This is a genomic window from Oceanobacillus sp. FSL K6-0127 (genome assembly GCF_037983385.1).
Taxonomy (GTDB): Bacteria; Bacillota; Bacilli; order Bacillales; family Amphibacillaceae; genus Oceanobacillus; species Oceanobacillus profundus.
This window is the reverse complement of the sequence record NZ_CP150287.1, coordinates 2628370-2643752: the sequence shown is the minus strand read 5'-3', so window position 1 is coordinate 2643752 and position 15383 is coordinate 2628370. Positions and strand designations below refer to the sequence as shown.

The window sequence follows — 15383 nt, the reverse complement described above, 5'->3', positions numbered from 1 at the left end:
GCTTGGTTTTTGAATGTAAGTATAAGAATTTAAAAATACCATCACACCTTATACATGTAATTTCAATTTTCTTGCCGGATGATTGTTGGGCAAATATGGACTTTTGGTTTCAAAAAGATTTTCTCTTAATGTATTACCTTCGTAATCTGTTCTATATATTCCTCGCCTTTGTAATTCAGGTACAACATGGTCAACAAATTCCCGAAAAGTTTCTAATGAATACGATTGTGCAATATTAAAACCATCTACGTTAGCCTCAACAGCCCATTTCTGTAATTTATTTGCTATTTGTTCTGGTGTGCCAATAAATTTTGCCGTGCCATTGCCTAGACCATGATTTTGAAGTGCCTCACGAAGTGTCCACCTTTTTTGGGGATCCTTTGTATACATGTCTAAATTCCCCTGTACTGCTTCTGTTTCCATATCATCTAAATACTGATCCGGATTATATTTAGATAGATCGATACCTGTATGCCCAGAAAGCAATGCAGCTGTCCCCTCATAACTAACAAGGCTTTTTAATTTCTCGTATTTAGCAAATGCTTCTTCCTCTGTAGAACCAATAATGGGAAGAACCATTGGAAAAATACGAATATCCGTTGCATTTCTTCCCTGCTCTACTGCACGTTTTCGAATATCTGCAGCGTAATTTTTCATTGCTTCCAGTGAATGTCCCTTTGTGAAAACTGCTTCAGCGTGTTTGGCTGCAAAATCTCTTCCTCTCGAAGAAGCACCAGCTTGAAAAAGTACTGGAGTCCGTTGTGGTGATGACTCCGTCAAATGTGGACCAGGTACATGATAAAATTCACCTGTGTGATCGATCGTATGTACTTTTTTAGGATCTGCAAAGGTATCCGTCTCCTTGTCATAAACAACCGCTTCGTCTTCCCAGCTGTGTTCCCATAACTTGTAAACGACTTCAAGAAATTCATCAGCACGGTCATAGCGTAAATTTTTAGGCAATCTACCTGACAGGCCCAGATTAATTGCCTCACTCTCTAAATACGATGTGACTACATTCCAAGCAATTCTTCCTTCGGTCAAATGGTCCAGTGTTGAAAGCTGGCGTGCAAGTGCGTATGGCTGGGCATAGGTTGCTGAAATCGTTGGAGCGAATCCGATGTGCTTTGTGACCGCTGCCATAGCTGCAATTGGCATTAATGGATCATGTGCCGGCAATTGCACAGCATGCTTAATTGCAGCATCATGATTACTACCATAAACAGAATACGTGCCTAGCACATCGGCAATAAATACGGCATCAAATTTTCCTCGCTCTAACACTTGCGCTGTTTCTGTCCAATAATGAATTCGATTATGAAAAGCCCCCTTATCTTTTTCATGTTTCCATAACCCCATGGAATGAGGCGATGGTGAATTTTGTACAAAGCCGTTCAGATGAATTTGTTTTTCCAACTGGAACACTCCTCCTATAAATTTGCTTAGATATGGCTTTACTGCTCGCACGATTATCAGAAACAATACTACTCGTCAAAAGCGTTTAAGGCATTTACACTATGTGCGATTGCCGATCCAGCTTTCAGTGCTACAGCAACAAAAATTGCTTCAGAAATCTCTGCTAAGTTTGCTCCTGTATTTTTTGCATTTTTCGTATGCAAATTAATACAATACGCACAACCTGTTGTATGTGCACAAGCAACTGCAATTAACTCTTTTTCTTTTTCACTTAAGTTTTCTGCTTTTATGGAATGGTGATCAAAATTTAAAAATGCCTTAAAGGTTTCATCGTTCAACTTAGAAAATTCCTTTATTCGGTTGAAATACGATGCTTTATACAATTCCTCGTCACTATTTCCATCGTAAGCATTTAGTGCATTTACTCCATGTGCCGCAGCTGATCCCGCCTTTAATGCTGTTGCAACGAAAATCGCCTCTGCCACCTCTTCCTTACTTGCTTTCTGCTTTTTGACATTTTTCACATGTAAATCAATACAATACGGACATCCAGTAATGTGTGCCACAGCAACTGCAATTAATTCCTTTAACTTTACGGATAATTCCCCTTCAGCCAATGCTCGATTATTAAAAGCAAAAAATGACTCGAACGCATCTGGTGCATATTTCTTTAGTTCCTGAAGCCTTCCAAAATAATCCTTTCTGTACAAGCTATCTGTTTTTGTTACACCCATTTTCTTCGCTCCCTTTTCAAATTTACCTATTCATCGCAATATAATCTTTCCCATGATATTACTTGGTTTTTAATCAAATGAAAAAACCTCTTCTGATGAGGAAGAGGTTCTAAATCACTCATCTCATCTTTCAAGCATTTGCTTGCTGGAATTAGCACCTTGTTACATCATTGTAACGGTTGCCGCAGGATCGTAGGACCAGTTCCTCCCCTGACTCTTGATAAGAAAAATCATATTCAATTAATAGGAATTGTTCACATCATACACCTGGTAACGAATCATGTCAACTCTGTTTTTTGAATTTAATACAAAAGTTAGATATTTAGCGTAAGATGACGTTCATTTGACCTATATGAAACTATTTATTGTAACGTGCTCATTCCAAAGTTATATCGTCAAAATCTATTGCTTTGCTAGCTCCTGTGCTACTCCAATAATCCAATCCTCTTGACCACCTACTGCACCCATTTATTGGATGCGATGAACGTTTTTTTAATCTTATCGCTAGTATGTAATATAGGTACGAGTTACAAACCAACCTTTATCTTTTCACAAAGTATTTGATGAATAAGTCCGTTATCAAATCAACTAAAACCTTAAAAAGCCTGTTTCCATAACAAATTTTCGTGGACAGACACGAATCCTCTCTTTAAGTCATAAAGATGTTATATAGGCAAAAGCCCAATCTTGAAGCAGACTGTTCACTTAGGAGGTGATTGCGTTTGTCCGGGATTTTATCTGTGCTTGCTCTTCTAATTAAGGAAGCCCTCTTTTTTGTTTCTTATGTAAAAAACCATGCATTCCCGCAACCATTACCCTCTGATGAAGAAGCGAAATACATCGAGGAAATGCAAAATGGAAGTGAAACAGCCAGAAACAAACTTATTGAACATAATTTAAGACTTGTTGCTCACATTGTAAAAAAGTTTGAGAATACTGGTGAGGATATGGAGGATTTAATTTCAATTGGAACCATTGGTCTTATAAAAGGGGTCGAAAGCTTCTCAACAGATAAGGGAACAAAATTGGCAACATATGCTGCTCGTTGTATTGAAAACGAAATATTGATGCACCTTCGCGCATTAAAAAAAGTGAAAAAAGACGTTTCCTTGCACGATCCAATTGGTCAAGACAAAGAAGGCAATGAAATCAGTCTAATTGATATTCTTGAGGCAGAGAATGATAATGTAATTGAATACATCCAATTGAATATGGAGATCGCCAAAATGCAAAAGTATTTTTCTGTTCTCGATAAACGAGAGCGAGAGGTAATTGTTTATCGCTATGGATTAAATGACTATAACGAAATGACACAGCGAGAAATCGCGAAAAAGCTAAACATATCACGAAGCTATGTCTCACGAATTGAAAAAAGAGCGCTCATGAAAGTGTTTCATGAGTACTATCGAAAAGAGCGCAATAATTAATTTGGAAGGCTTCCAAATGATAAAAAAGCCCAGAAACATGAATTTATCATTGTCTCTGGGCTTTTGCTTTTTATTTAATTCTCGTTTATAAACTCTTAACTACAGCGATAATGAGCTGGGCTGCATTTTTAGCCGCTGTTTCAAGAAATTGATCAAACGAGATGGACGATTTTTTTCCGGCAATATCAGATAATGCACGAATAATAACAAATGGCTTGTTATACTGATGGCAAACCTGTGCAACAGCTGCTGCTTCCATCTCTGAAGCAAGCATCGTCGGAAATTTTTCATGAACAAATGCAACACGCTCGGCATCTTCCATAAACGAATCACCAGTTGCAATAATTCCCTGTTCACAATTTATATCCATATTTTTTACTGCAGCTACTGCTTTTTCAACTAACGTTTTATCTGCCTTGTACATTGGAGGTAGTCCAGGCACCTGTCCATAGCTATAATTAAAGGCAGTTACATCAACATCATGATGGACAACCTCAGTAGAAATGACGATATCTCCCACTTCCAGATTGCTAGCAAAACCGCCAGCAGATCCTGTATTAATAACATGTGTTGGTGCAAAACGTTCATGCATGATGGTAGTAGCCATTGCCGCATTCACTTTCCCAATCCCTGATTTTAACAGAACTACAGATTTATCCTGTAATTTCCCTTGAACAAATAAGCAATTTGCTACTGTTTGTTCTTGTTTTTCTGTCATCTGGTCTAATAATAGTGCAACTTCTTCATCCATTGCACCAATAATTCCGATTGTCATACTATATCCTCCATCAATCTACTTCTATTTTTTATCATTTTCAATTAGAATTTCAACCTTCGTAGGCTGCCATCCTTCATTATCAACCCACGATAGAAATACTCGAAATACTTCCGTTTCTGCTGTGTCAGATACAGTAGCAATTACCTTTTGATCGCCACCATTTTCAATCCACCATTCAATCATATCATCTCCGGTTAAACCAGTAGCTTGTGTAATTGCTCTTCGCATTTCGATTCGATCTTGTGAGCCTTCATCAAATGTTGTTGTATGTGGACCTTCTTGTTCAGTTCCAACAGGTGACCAATCCCCAGTATATGCTTCTGCAACATTATCATCTGAAGGTTCAGCGGACTCTGTTTCAATTTCCTCATCAGCATTATTTTCTTCATTTTCATTTTCAGCTTCCTCGTCTGAAGCTAAATCATTTTCGCTTTCTTCCTGTTCAGGATTATTACCCTCAGCGTCCTCCTCATCCTCTTCCGTGATTAGAAAATCTGAGGATTCATTTTCATTATTTCCTGTTTGCTCTTCAGTTTCATCATCGCCACCGCCAAATAACCACATACCAAGCAATATGATGATGAGAAGTGCACCAGCGATAAGGAAAATGGAAATTAATTTTGTGTTTTTTCTGCGTTTTTCAAATTTGTTTAAACGTGAATGTTTGTCTGATTCACTCATTTCATTTCCCCCTTCCTAAAGTTCATGTTCAAAATAAAGAATAACATAAGTTTATTACATCTGTTACGGGAAAATCAACCGAACTCCCAATGACATACTGATAGTTTATTGAACATCATCTATCTCTATTATAGTATCATACCATATATAATATGCTGATTCATATACATCAATCACTTTTTGCTTTTACGTTTCTTATGTCGATAAAAACCCTTCAGATAACCACTTCTTTTGTATATCAGAACGATAAATATACCTACTAAAATTACAATAATGATAGGTATACAAAAAAGCAACCTCTCCAGCATTATCTGCGTGAAAAACAGTGGTTCTTTGCGAAAAAGAGCATATGTTATATATTATTCATTTAATCAGATCCATAAGTTCTTCGTATTGGTCCCCATATCCATCCTACCAATACTAGGAAAATACCTAACAGCACTACAATAGGTATGACAGTAGCTGTTATTACACTGTCAACAATCCCTGTTTGAAGCAATAGATCTCTAAAGAATATAATTACCCATAGTATTGACTCAAAAATAAAGCGAAAGATAGGCTCAATTATACCTCTGACAAAATCAATTATGGTTGCAAAAAAATCAGCCATTCATGAATCCCTCCTTCTAAATTAATTAAAGCTGTATAATGCAATATTATACAGCTTTCTCGATGTATCAGTACCAATTTACGCAGTAAAATTCAGATTTACACATTAATTAAGATCATCAATCTGATCATCAATTTTATCGATTGCCTCTTCTTTTTCATCTTTATCCAAATCATCATTTGCTTCAATCAGCTTTTTTTCCCTTTTCAGTGCTGTAATGTGAAGCTTTTTATTATCAAGATCTTTTGCTAGTTTAATTGCTTCCTCTGTATCATCTAATTGAATATAACTTCTTGCTGCTAATAATTTTGCACGCTTGTTATCTGCTAATGCATCATGAAGCGTTACAACTTCCTCATAAGATTTATTGATCCAAGCTTGTTCAATTTGTACCTCGGCCAGACTGGATTCAATTGCTAAAATTGCTTCTTTTGCCTTATCTGAATTCTTTGCAACAAGTGATTTTATAACCTCTTTATGATAAGCTTCCCCCAGGCCAGCTGCAGCTGTAAGACTTTCAACAGTATCTAATTCAATATATTGTTCCATTAATGTACGTTCTGCACTTTCATCCAGTTGATTTGCTGATTCAAATTGCGTAATTGCTTCTTCGGTATCTCCTACAATCGTAGAACGATATGCATGCATAACGGTTCGGTTATCATCTAGTAACTGCTGAATCTCTTTATTTTTCTCAGTTAGCATTTCGATATTCTCCGCCGACTTCGCTTCCCCTTCAGCTGCTGCGGAATTTACTTCGTTGTTAAGTGGAATAACTTGAATCACATAAATGACAAGCATCCCAATAATAAGACCGAGAAGCACTCCTGATAAGAGCGTCATTTTTTTATTCGGATTTTGCGTTTTTTCAGCTTGCTGCTTAATTGGTGGCGGTGCAGGTGATCTTTGTTCCTTATGAAGGATTTGTTTTAAATCACTTATTGATTGAACGCGACGAATACTTTCTGCAATCGGCTCATTAAATTTCAGGCCGGCCAGCTTTTCGCTAATTTCATTAAATTGATAGGAACTGTAAACGTATAACAAAACCCTCTTCAGTTCTTCTAAAAGCTCAGCTGTATTCATTTCCTCTTTTGGAAAGACAGAACGAATTCCTCGGTGAGCAAATTTAATATCACCTTCTGCATTTACATAAATATTTTCCGGATGAACCAATGTTGTATACTGGGTACCAATCAAGCTCTCTATCTTCAACATGTTCAATGCAGCTTTTTTCTTTAATTCATTGGATACATGCCTATAATCTTTTAATTTTTTATAATTGCTTTCTTTTTTATAAAATATCCGAATGATTTGCTGTTCAACTACATAATGCTGACATTCAAAAAACAAAGCATCCTTTCGTTTCAACTCTTCAAGCTGCTCTGCTTCTACTAGATTCGTTTCCGCTATTGGTATTTCATATACGACGACATCATCTTTTTCCTCAATCGTTCCAAATTGCAGCTTTTCTTGCTCTGCCATGCATGTTACCTCCTCTAATTTTAGTTTAGATAAATGAAATGATAATGTAACCAATTAATACAATCGATATCGATACAATTGAAATGGGACGAATAATCGACCAATCCCACTTTTGGCTCCTTTTATTTTCCCATTCTTCTTTTGCTTTTAGCATTAATATCTTTGCCTCTCGAGCATCTTGAAGGCGATCTTCTGGCTGGAGTTCAACTAATTGTGTAACACATCTATCAAGACTTTTGGGAAGCCTTTTATGTAATTTTTTGATTGGCTTTTGAACGATATAGACATATTTCCCTTGGGATAATAAGTAATATAATAATGCTCCGAGTGAAAATAAATCAGTTCGCGTATCGGTTTGTTTTTTTTCAAATTGTTCCGGGGCTGCAAAACCAACTGTGCCAACTTGAACGGTGTCCTTCATCCGATTATGCTGAAACTTCCTTGCAATTCCGAAATCAATTAGCTTTATCTCTCTATCCTTATTGATCATAATGTTTCCTGGTTTAATATCTCGATAAACAATAGGAAATGGTTTCTGTGTATGTAAATAGTGAAGTACATCGCACAGCTGTACTCCAATTTTTATGATCATATCTACTGACAATTGATTATTGTATAGCTGAAAGTAATCCGATAATGACACTGCATCAATGTATTCCTGAACTAGGAAGAAATAATTCTCTGTTGAGAAAAAATCAATGACACGTGGCAAGTTAGAATGTTCTAGTTCACTTAGCAGCTTTGTCTCGTCAATTAATTTGGATGCTAGCTTACTTTCCATATTTGTAATTTTTACCGCCCAGCGCCGATTTGTATCGTTCACTTCCTCAACGAGATAAACTTCTGACATACCGCCTGAAGCTATATGTGACAGAACGTGGTATTTTCCATTTAAAATATCGCCTTTCTTAATATGGATATTATGTTTATTCATCGCAAAACACCTCGTCTATCACAATTTGGTTCCTTTTAAGAATGAAAAGAACCCTTTCTTTTCTGCTGCATAATCCGTATTTACATATAAATTACGAATAAGCATGAGCGTAATATTATCATTTGCATCGGAAAAATTAGAGAAATTAATTAAGTAATCACAGATCGCTTGAAGATTGGTGTACTCTTTTTCCAAACTAACCAGCATATTCTTAATTTCTTCATTGGAGAACAATGAGTAAAATCCATCACTGCAAACTAGAAAAAGGTCACTTGCTTGATAAGTTCCTTTATGGCTATACACATTAATTGTACTTTCAATTCCAAGACATTGCGTGAGTACATGTCTTTTTGGGTGGCTTCTTGCCTCTTCTTCACTCAATATTCCATTTGTTACTTGTGCCTGCACCCACGAGTGGTCTTCCGTCAGCTTTAGAAGCTCAGGCTCTGTTTCAAGAATTTCTGTGTGCTGTTCCTCTAATAGACTCGACAGATATTGCTCGTTTACAGCTTCTTGTTGAAAATATTGCTGAAGACCGTAATTCCAGTTTTTCATATGATAGATTCTACTGTCACCTATATGAATAACTGCGTACGATCCTTGATACATGACAATCAGCGAAAGTGTAGTACCCATCTTCTTCCCTGTTTGCTGTGATAGAGCTTTAATTCCTTTATTAATCTGCTGCAATGTATGTTCAGTTTCTTTTAAAACACGCTCGATTGTATCTTTTCTTCGAATTAACTTTGATATTCTCTTATTCCACCATTTCTCCAGCTCTGCAATCGCAAAACGACTTGCAATATCACCAATTTGATAGCCACCCATGCCATCTGCAACTACAAATAACGCAATTTCATTTCCATTTGTATCTTTCTCCATCAAATGTAAATAGGAATCTTCATTTTTACTTTTTTTCATACCTTGGTGTGTAGCTACACCTGTTTGCCAATTTCTGCTCATTGTGAACTGCTCCACTTGAATGTATAATGTGCTTTTCCAAGTTCGAATTCATCATCTTCCTTTAATGCGTAGACCTTATATGGAACCATTGGATCTCCATTTAATTTAGAGCCATTCTTCGAGCCTAAATCCTTAATACCAAAGCTTGAACTATCAATTTTAATAATTTCAGCATGTATTCTTGAAACGCCAACAGCTGTATCAGGGTAGTTAACTGCCTCTTCGTTTCTGCCGATTAAGAAGTTATTTGTATGGATTGCAATCGTTTGTGATGCTTCATCTGCTGACGTACGGATGAGTGTAGCCGAAATGTCAACTTCCTTCTCCATCGTAGCAACGGATAAATTAGATTCTTCCTCTAAAAGCACTGTATCTTCATTATCTGGTGCTAATAACGTTGTATCTGCCTGCGCTGCTGCAACTGGCGCAACATTTGAAGGACTAAACTGTGTTTGATACTGTTGTTTCGGTATCTGTACATTAAATCTTTGCTGCTTTTGTCTTACTTTTGGTTCCGGATTTGATTGATTATGTATTGGTTGATCTATTGCTTGTGGTACTTCTGTCTCAACTGCAGCAACACCTGGTCGCCAGATTTTCCAAAATACAAATACGGCTACAATGACAGCAAATGTTAAGATACTGCTTGTTAGCAGTACGGCTGGATTTCTATACATGTCGTAAAGCTTCCAAATGAGAGCTATGGCTAATAATGAGCCCATGATTAGATATACTTTCGTTCTAGAAGTCAATGGCGGTAGCTTCTTTTTCCCTTTTTTCTTCGTCATACTTTGACTGCCAGCAACAATTGGCTCAGAACGCGTCTGCTCTGCCGCGTTTTGATTTTCCGTAAAGCTTCCTTCCATCTGGTTACCATTCAGATAGTCATGGTTCGAATACATTTGGTTGACATTAGAACGAAGTGAAATCAACTCTAATAATAATGTTTTTAACCCACTTAAACTAAAGGATTCATTTTTAATGTAGTTCAAAATACTTTTAAATTCATTTCCTTGTAGACCTTCAATTTCACCAGCGACGTCCGTTAATAGTTTTTTCATATCTTCTATTACACTAGTATTTTTATCAAGGTCAATAACTGGTAAATAGGTTAAATATACATCGCTCGCATTTTGCCCGATAAATAGAAATTCCATCTGTAAGATATAATTTTTCTGATCAAGCATATAGGAACTGGCTTCCTCAAGTGTATTGATAAGAGAAAGAAATAACTGATAATAATCATTCATTGACGCTTTATTATCACGAAAGTAGGAAATTAGCTTCTGTTTTGAATTTATATCATAATGGAGCTTTGTAACCAGGTCAATATGCTCCAATGACATTGGCAGCATATGTGGTATTCGATTAGACTGAATCATCTTCAATTGAACCGCATTTAAATCATCTGCCGTTAATTTTTTGTTGTCTTTTTTGGAAAATACGATTGATTGACCATTCTCTGTCGAATAATCATATTCCAGATTGTAAATTGTTCCCATTCTTTTTCCTCCTACATGATTATGTACTATTTAAATAAATAGTTGATTGTTTTCCAGCTAGCCTTAAATACCATTCTTAATCTTTAATAGACACAACTATTATTGCTGTGCATCAGCATTCTTAAAAGGAAAACAAGTTGCTTTTGTGACTTTATATTCATACAGCTTCCTAAAATCTCGATTTAATATGAAAATGAGGTGTTGGAAAAATGCGTTTGTTCATTTTTTCATGCATCAAATAATTGGATATATGTAAGTGATAACAACTGCTGGAACTACTGCATACATAAATGGAAATCTTGTAGCCTTGTTTTTTTTATAATCCTCTAATTTACGATAGTCTTTCATATATAATGAATCTCTTAAATAAAAAAACGCATCAATCATTTTTTTCATAAATGTTTTCGTTAATAATAAAATTAGTGCACTAAGTATTCCAGCAAAAACGATTGAAAGAACCATCATATTAACCACCATATCGAAGCCTACCAAAGAACCAATTGCTCCAAATAACTTAACATCCCCAGCTCCAATAGCTTTAAAGATGTACAAAATCAGGAAAATCCCGCCAGCAGTTAATAACCCAAGAAGAGAAAATAAAAGACCGCCAAAACCATCTGTAATGAAATGATAAATTATCCCGACAACTATCCCGCCGACAGTTAGCCAGTTCGGTAGTTTTTGATTTTTAATATCGGAAATGAAAGCAATTATTAAAAATAGAAAAAGTATATAATCATGAACCCCGAGCATCTGACTCTCCCTTTCTCGTAACTAGAAACTTCCTTTACATACAAAAAATGAAATTAAGAATACTTAAATGAATAGAAAGGTATAAGTTAATATAACCCCTGGAAGGACTGCATACATAAAAGGGAAAGAAATAATTTTCGATTCTTTATCAATAATGGCAAATTGTTTATCCCATTTTCTATTTAAAAAAAGGATTCCTTTATTATACAAGATATACAGCTTCGTTCTAGTAATTATTAATAGAAGTATACCAATTACCCCTCCACAAACAATGGAATACATAAGGATATATAATACGATTTGAATCCCTGCAAATCCACCTATTGCTGCAAATAGCTTCACATCACCTGCACCAATTGCTTTAAAACCATAAAGTACCAGGCATACCACAGTTGCAACGATCAAACCAAAAACAGAAAACAGGAATCCATCAATACCATTTGTAATAAGATGCAAGATAAATGCTAGCAACATCCCACCTGCTGTTAACCAATTTGGTATTTTTTGGATTCGGATATCCCATAAAAATGCAATTATGATAAATAAAAAGAGGAAATAATCATTCATTTGCAACATGTGTTCACCTTACCTACGTATTATTCTTCTTCAAATTAGTATCCGCCAACCCAAAGACGTTCATATGCCTGCTTTTTAATTGTTATCGTCCTATCAACAAATGGTACAGTTAAATCTAAGTCGTAAGTTGCCGTAATGCCAATGTACGAGTCAGCACCACCATTGATCGATCCTGGTAATTCAACTTCAACATTTATATTAGATCCCGTGGCGGAATTGGAATTCATATTATCTGCAAATTTCTCCTGAACGATTGGAGTTACAACTGACGCTCCAAGTTGGTCTATATAATTTGAACTTGAAGGATCAAAATCCAAAAGCTCTTTTAACGATGTGCCAACTAATTTTTCAACGTCCTCCAAACTAATAATATTGGTACTAATACCAGACAGTTTATCGCTTGCAAGATTCTCGACTTGATCTGATAGAATCGTTGCCGGATAGGCATGTGTTGAAATGATTTGTGCTGTTTCAGATACAGACTTGTTCAGTGCAATTTCTGCTACAGAGATACGGATGATAGAAGCCATAAAAACTATAAATAACATAAAGAACGGTAAAACTAGCGCAGCTTCCAGTGTAATACTTCCATTTTCACTTTTTAATCGCATTCTGCATCCTCCAAACAGACTTATAAACCAGAACTATTCTTACTATTATAAGAATAGCCCCAGTATGTTCGTCTATATTTCCATGTTATTTAGCTTCGTCTTGTGTAAATTCAAATGCTACTACATTGGATAGACCAGAAAAATTTCTTCCGGTATTTAACACATACAAGTCATTAACTGGAAGATCATACAATAAAACTCCAGTATGTGACTCACCGGGTGCTATTTCTGGCCACTCTTCTGCAACACCATCCATATTAAACCATCCAAATCCAGTTGATTCCCTGTCTGTAGATAGGAATGTATTACCTAATGCATCTGCACCAGGAATCGGTTCATTCGTCAGGTTTTTAACAGTCACGTCTACAAGTACATAATTCCCTTCTCGTGATGGATCATTAGCAACTTCATCTTTTATTTCCACTGAATTTAACGTAATCTCAAATTCGCCAAAGTTGCTGCCGATATGTCCAGTATCGCCAATACCTAAACCTTCTTGATTCTCAGGATACTCCCCGTTGTTTTCTGATGCTGATTCATTTGAATCATCTTCCTGATTATTTTCTTCACCTTCAGAAGTATCTTCATCTTCATTCTCGGTAGCCTCATCCTCAGGTGTTTCTGATGTCTCTTCTTCCGTAACTGGAGTGTCCTCCACTTCTTCATCTTGTTCATCATTATTACAAGCAACGAGCAAGCTTGATAATAATGCAATAGAAAACAGACCCATAAACAGTTTTTTCATTTCATATTCCTCCTGTCATACTTAGTAAGAGTAGTTTGTTTCCGTATCGATATAGTATCTGCCATTTCTTACCTGACCTTCTAATATATTTGTACTTCCAAGCATATCAATGATTCCTGGAAGAAACCACAAATCAATCGAAGCTTCTGCATTTGCTGTGGCATAGATGGGTGCATTTTCTAAATCATCAGATGATTTCTGATCAATGACAGACTGAATTCGAGTGATACGTTCATCATCCGGATCTGGATGCAGAAACAAGAAAAGCCTTAAATAAAATTTGTAATCTGTTGAGAATGATCTAACTCCCCTAATTTTCAATAATGGAACTTCCTCACCTTTAGTCAACTTTGTAATATCATTTACTGTCTCGGTAAAAGACCAACCTACTGCGGCCAAAAATTTTGGTAACGGAAGTACTACTGCTTGCACTTGCGGTTGTGAAAATGATGAAATAAAATTAAACGCAAATCTTGTTGCTGATAATTCCAATAATGCATTTGCATAATTTATTCCCGGTGCATGATGACCATATAAAATATATTCCACTTCTCTATTTATAAATAGAAAATTTTCCGGATAACTGCCAGGTTCCATTATACCTAAACTGTCATCTGCTTCAAATCTCGTAAGAATATACTCATTTATATATGCTTTGTTTCTAATTTCAGTGGATAGGTCCCCAAGACTCTTAAATAAATTTGATACGATATCAAATGCATCTGATGCACTATCTTCAGGATCCTCCAAGTCAAGGTTTCCCGGGTTGTTCAACGAAGCATTGCCATATGTTTGAACTAATGATTCTAGTTCAGTATAGACTGGGAAATCCTGCGTAAAAGCAATTCCTTTTTGAAAGATGTCTTTTATTTTTTCAAGTTCTCTCAATGCATCCGAAAGACCACTGTTATCTTCTCCACCATCAACTCCAGTGTCTGTTTCCTCATAATTATTATCAATATATTTTCTGGCCTCATCTGTATCATTCAGTGCTGTATTAAACTTACTGATAATATTATTGAATGGTGGACGAAAAGCTGTTAAATCAAATTCAAGTATCTCAGATAATGTTTCAATTTGATATTTTACATATGGCAAAAGCCTTGTCGATGCTCCTGGTTGACCGCCATCATCAACACTATCCAAAGCCTCTTCAATATTAGAACGGGCTGTTGTGAAAAAAGAGCTATCCAAAACATAATCGTTTATCATATCCGTTAATTCACTTATTTCATTTTGAACATCTGACATGGAGCTATCACTACATTGACTATCGGAAAGGTCTCCATATTTTCCTTCAACTTCTTCCCTTGTATCATCAATTTTTTTCTGAATAGCTTCATTAATTTCCTTTGCATTGTTCAAATCAACAATTGCAGCTTCTAATTCGGTTTTATTTGTATTTGCATTATCCCGAATATCTTTCAATAAATTCCTGAGGTCATCTTCAAACTCTGAATCTTCATCTTCAATGTATGTTGGAAAATGATCTATCGCATTACCAAGATTATTTAGGTTAGGATATGTAGATGCATTTGTACCATTAACCTTATTATCAACTGAATCTAATTGATTATAGGCATTCTTCATATGGTTAATTGCTTTTTCCATTTCTGCATCTCTATCTTTAACTAAATCGTTAACATCTTTGGAAATATCAACATATATTTCTGCTTCCAGCATGGTACAGGAATAAGGCAGGATACCATCTAGTATAACTTTCCCAAACTCTATCGGTGCAGTGTATTTCATATCCTCTAATATCTGGTGTTTAACAATTTCCTTATTAGAAAAAGTACGCCCAGAATCAGGTGCGAAGCTAGTACTCTCCATTTTCGTATCTACAAATCTGAAATAGCTACCTTCTTCTACTTGTAAATTATTTTCAAATACCTTCTCAAATATCTCTCCTGGATCTTCAGCATTTTCATTTATGATAAACAATCCTTTATTCTGTACGTCCTTATTGTAGGAAGAGAATGCAGAACGAATTGCGCTTTTAGAAGCCTGCTCCACCTGATTCTCAGCCACCATTATTCGAACAAAATCTATTAATACTGCATTAAATAAGAATAGTAAGAGGGTAACTATAATAACATAAATAGAAACAGCTCCATTTTCATTCACTATAAAGTGCCGAAATGCTGTTTTAAATCTTTTCTTCAAAA

Annotated in this window: 15 protein-coding genes and 1 riboswitch; of the genes, 1 reads left to right on the top strand and 14 read right to left on the bottom strand. The window is 35.8% G+C overall.

Going from position 1 to position 15383, the window contains the following annotated elements; all coding sequences use genetic code 11:
- Positions 1-48: 48 nt before the first annotated feature.
- Both MHH64_RS13040 and MHH64_RS13035 read right to left on the bottom strand, forming a co-directional pair.
- Entirely contained in the window at positions 49-1416 is a 1368-nt protein-coding gene (locus tag MHH64_RS13040; RefSeq protein WP_340001881.1) for an LLM class flavin-dependent oxidoreductase, read from the bottom strand.
- A 68-nt stretch (positions 1417-1484) separates the two neighbouring features.
- Positions 1485-2150, bottom strand: coding sequence for a carboxymuconolactone decarboxylase family protein (locus tag MHH64_RS13035; RefSeq protein ID WP_095307098.1), 666 nt, complete (start codon positions 2148-2150; stop codon positions 1485-1487).
- A 120-nt stretch (positions 2151-2270) separates the two neighbouring features.
- A riboswitch (SAM riboswitch) is annotated at positions 2271-2377 on the bottom strand.
- 495 nt (positions 2378-2872) lie between these two features.
- Here MHH64_RS13035 and sigK point away from each other — a divergent pair.
- Complete coding sequence (gene sigK, locus MHH64_RS13030; RefSeq protein ID WP_095307099.1) at positions 2873-3577, top strand: RNA polymerase sporulation sigma factor SigK; 705 nt, start codon at positions 2873-2875, stop codon at positions 3575-3577.
- Between the two features lie 85 nt (positions 3578-3662).
- Here sigK and mtnN read toward each other — a convergent pair whose 3' ends face one another.
- From mtnN to MHH64_RS12970, 12 genes are all read right to left on the bottom strand, one after another.
- Entirely contained in the window at positions 3663-4352 is a 690-nt protein-coding gene (gene mtnN / locus MHH64_RS13025) for a 5'-methylthioadenosine/S-adenosylhomocysteine nucleosidase (RefSeq protein ID WP_095307101.1), read from the bottom strand.
- 24 nt (positions 4353-4376) lie between these two features.
- Positions 4377-5036 carry a YrrS family protein gene (locus MHH64_RS13020; protein WP_095307102.1) on the bottom strand — a complete coding sequence of 220 codons (660 nt, stop codon included), beginning with the start codon at positions 5034-5036 and terminating at the stop codon, positions 4377-4379.
- Positions 5037-5403: 367 nt separating this feature from the next.
- A complete protein-coding gene (locus MHH64_RS13015; protein WP_095307103.1) occupies positions 5404-5646 on the bottom strand; it encodes a hypothetical protein in 243 nt (80 codons plus the stop codon).
- 105 nt (positions 5647-5751) lie between these two features.
- Positions 5752-7131, bottom strand: a complete 1380-nt coding sequence (locus tag MHH64_RS13010) for a type VII secretion protein EssB/YukC (protein ID WP_095307104.1) — start codon at positions 7129-7131, stop codon at positions 5752-5754.
- Positions 7132-7156: 25 nt separating this feature from the next.
- Positions 7157-8065: a serine/threonine-protein kinase gene (locus MHH64_RS13005; RefSeq protein WP_251659039.1), complete on the bottom strand. Its 909-nt coding sequence runs from the start codon at positions 8063-8065 to the stop codon at positions 7157-7159.
- Between the two features lie 18 nt (positions 8066-8083).
- Entirely contained in the window at positions 8084-9028 is a 945-nt protein-coding gene (locus MHH64_RS13000; RefSeq protein WP_251659040.1) for a protein phosphatase 2C domain-containing protein, read from the bottom strand.
- The gene (locus MHH64_RS12995) at positions 9025-10530 is read right to left on the bottom strand and encodes a DUF6382 domain-containing protein (RefSeq protein ID WP_340001880.1); all 1506 of its coding nucleotides are present in this window, start codon (positions 10528-10530) and stop codon (positions 9025-9027) included. Before MHH64_RS12995 ends, MHH64_RS13000 begins: the two co-directional genes overlap by 4 nt.
- Before the next feature lie 234 nt (positions 10531-10764).
- Positions 10765-11283 carry an A24 family peptidase gene (locus MHH64_RS12990; RefSeq protein WP_340001879.1) on the bottom strand — a complete coding sequence of 173 codons (519 nt, stop codon included), beginning with the start codon at positions 11281-11283 and terminating at the stop codon, positions 10765-10767.
- Positions 11284-11346: 63 nt separating this feature from the next.
- Positions 11347-11859: a prepilin peptidase gene (locus tag MHH64_RS12985; protein WP_118889105.1), complete on the bottom strand. Its 513-nt coding sequence runs from the start codon at positions 11857-11859 to the stop codon at positions 11347-11349.
- A 35-nt stretch (positions 11860-11894) separates the two neighbouring features.
- A complete protein-coding gene (locus tag MHH64_RS12980; protein ID WP_118889104.1) occupies positions 11895-12470 on the bottom strand; it encodes a TadE family protein in 576 nt (191 codons plus the stop codon).
- An 85-nt stretch (positions 12471-12555) separates the two neighbouring features.
- On the bottom strand, positions 12556-13215 hold the full coding sequence (locus MHH64_RS12975) for a DUF4352 domain-containing protein (protein WP_303447306.1): 660 nt from the start codon (positions 13213-13215) through the stop codon (positions 12556-12558).
- A 21-nt stretch (positions 13216-13236) separates the two neighbouring features.
- Positions 13237-15381 carry a DUF5702 domain-containing protein gene (locus MHH64_RS12970; protein ID WP_118889102.1) on the bottom strand — a complete coding sequence of 715 codons (2145 nt, stop codon included), beginning with the start codon at positions 15379-15381 and terminating at the stop codon, positions 13237-13239.
- Between the last annotated feature and the right edge of the window lie 2 nt (positions 15382-15383).

Coding starts and splice junctions, on each gene's coding strand:
- MHH64_RS13035 (WP_095307098.1), bottom strand. CDS start 2,150: ATGGGTGTAACAAAAACAGATAGCTTGTACAGAAAGGATTATTTTGGA.
- mtnN (WP_095307101.1), bottom strand. CDS start 4,352: ATGACAATCGGAATTATTGGTGCAATGGATGAAGAAGTTGCACTATTA.
- MHH64_RS13020 (WP_095307102.1), bottom strand. CDS start 5,036: ATGAGTGAATCAGACAAACATTCACGTTTAAACAAATTTGAAAAACGC.
- MHH64_RS13015 (WP_095307103.1), bottom strand. CDS start 5,646: ATGGCTGATTTTTTTGCAACCATAATTGATTTTGTCAGAGGTATAATT.
- MHH64_RS13010 (WP_095307104.1), bottom strand. CDS start 7,131: ATGGCAGAGCAAGAAAAGCTGCAATTTGGAACGATTGAGGAAAAAGAT.
- MHH64_RS13005 (WP_251659039.1), bottom strand. CDS start 8,065: ATGAATAAACATAATATCCATATTAAGAAAGGCGATATTTTAAATGGA.
- MHH64_RS13000 (WP_251659040.1), bottom strand. CDS start 9,028: ATGAGCAGAAATTGGCAAACAGGTGTAGCTACACACCAAGGTATGAAA.
- MHH64_RS12995 (WP_340001880.1), bottom strand. CDS start 10,530: ATGGGAACAATTTACAATCTGGAATATGATTATTCGACAGAGAATGGT.
- MHH64_RS12990 (WP_340001879.1), bottom strand. CDS start 11,283: ATGCTCGGGGTTCATGATTATATACTTTTTCTATTTTTAATAATTGCT.
- MHH64_RS12985 (WP_118889105.1), bottom strand. CDS start 11,859: ATGTTGCAAATGAATGATTATTTCCTCTTTTTATTTATCATAATTGCA.
- MHH64_RS12980 (WP_118889104.1), bottom strand. CDS start 12,470: ATGCGATTAAAAAGTGAAAATGGAAGTATTACACTGGAAGCTGCGCTA.
- MHH64_RS12975 (WP_303447306.1), bottom strand. CDS start 13,215: ATGAAAAAACTGTTTATGGGTCTGTTTTCTATTGCATTATTATCAAGC.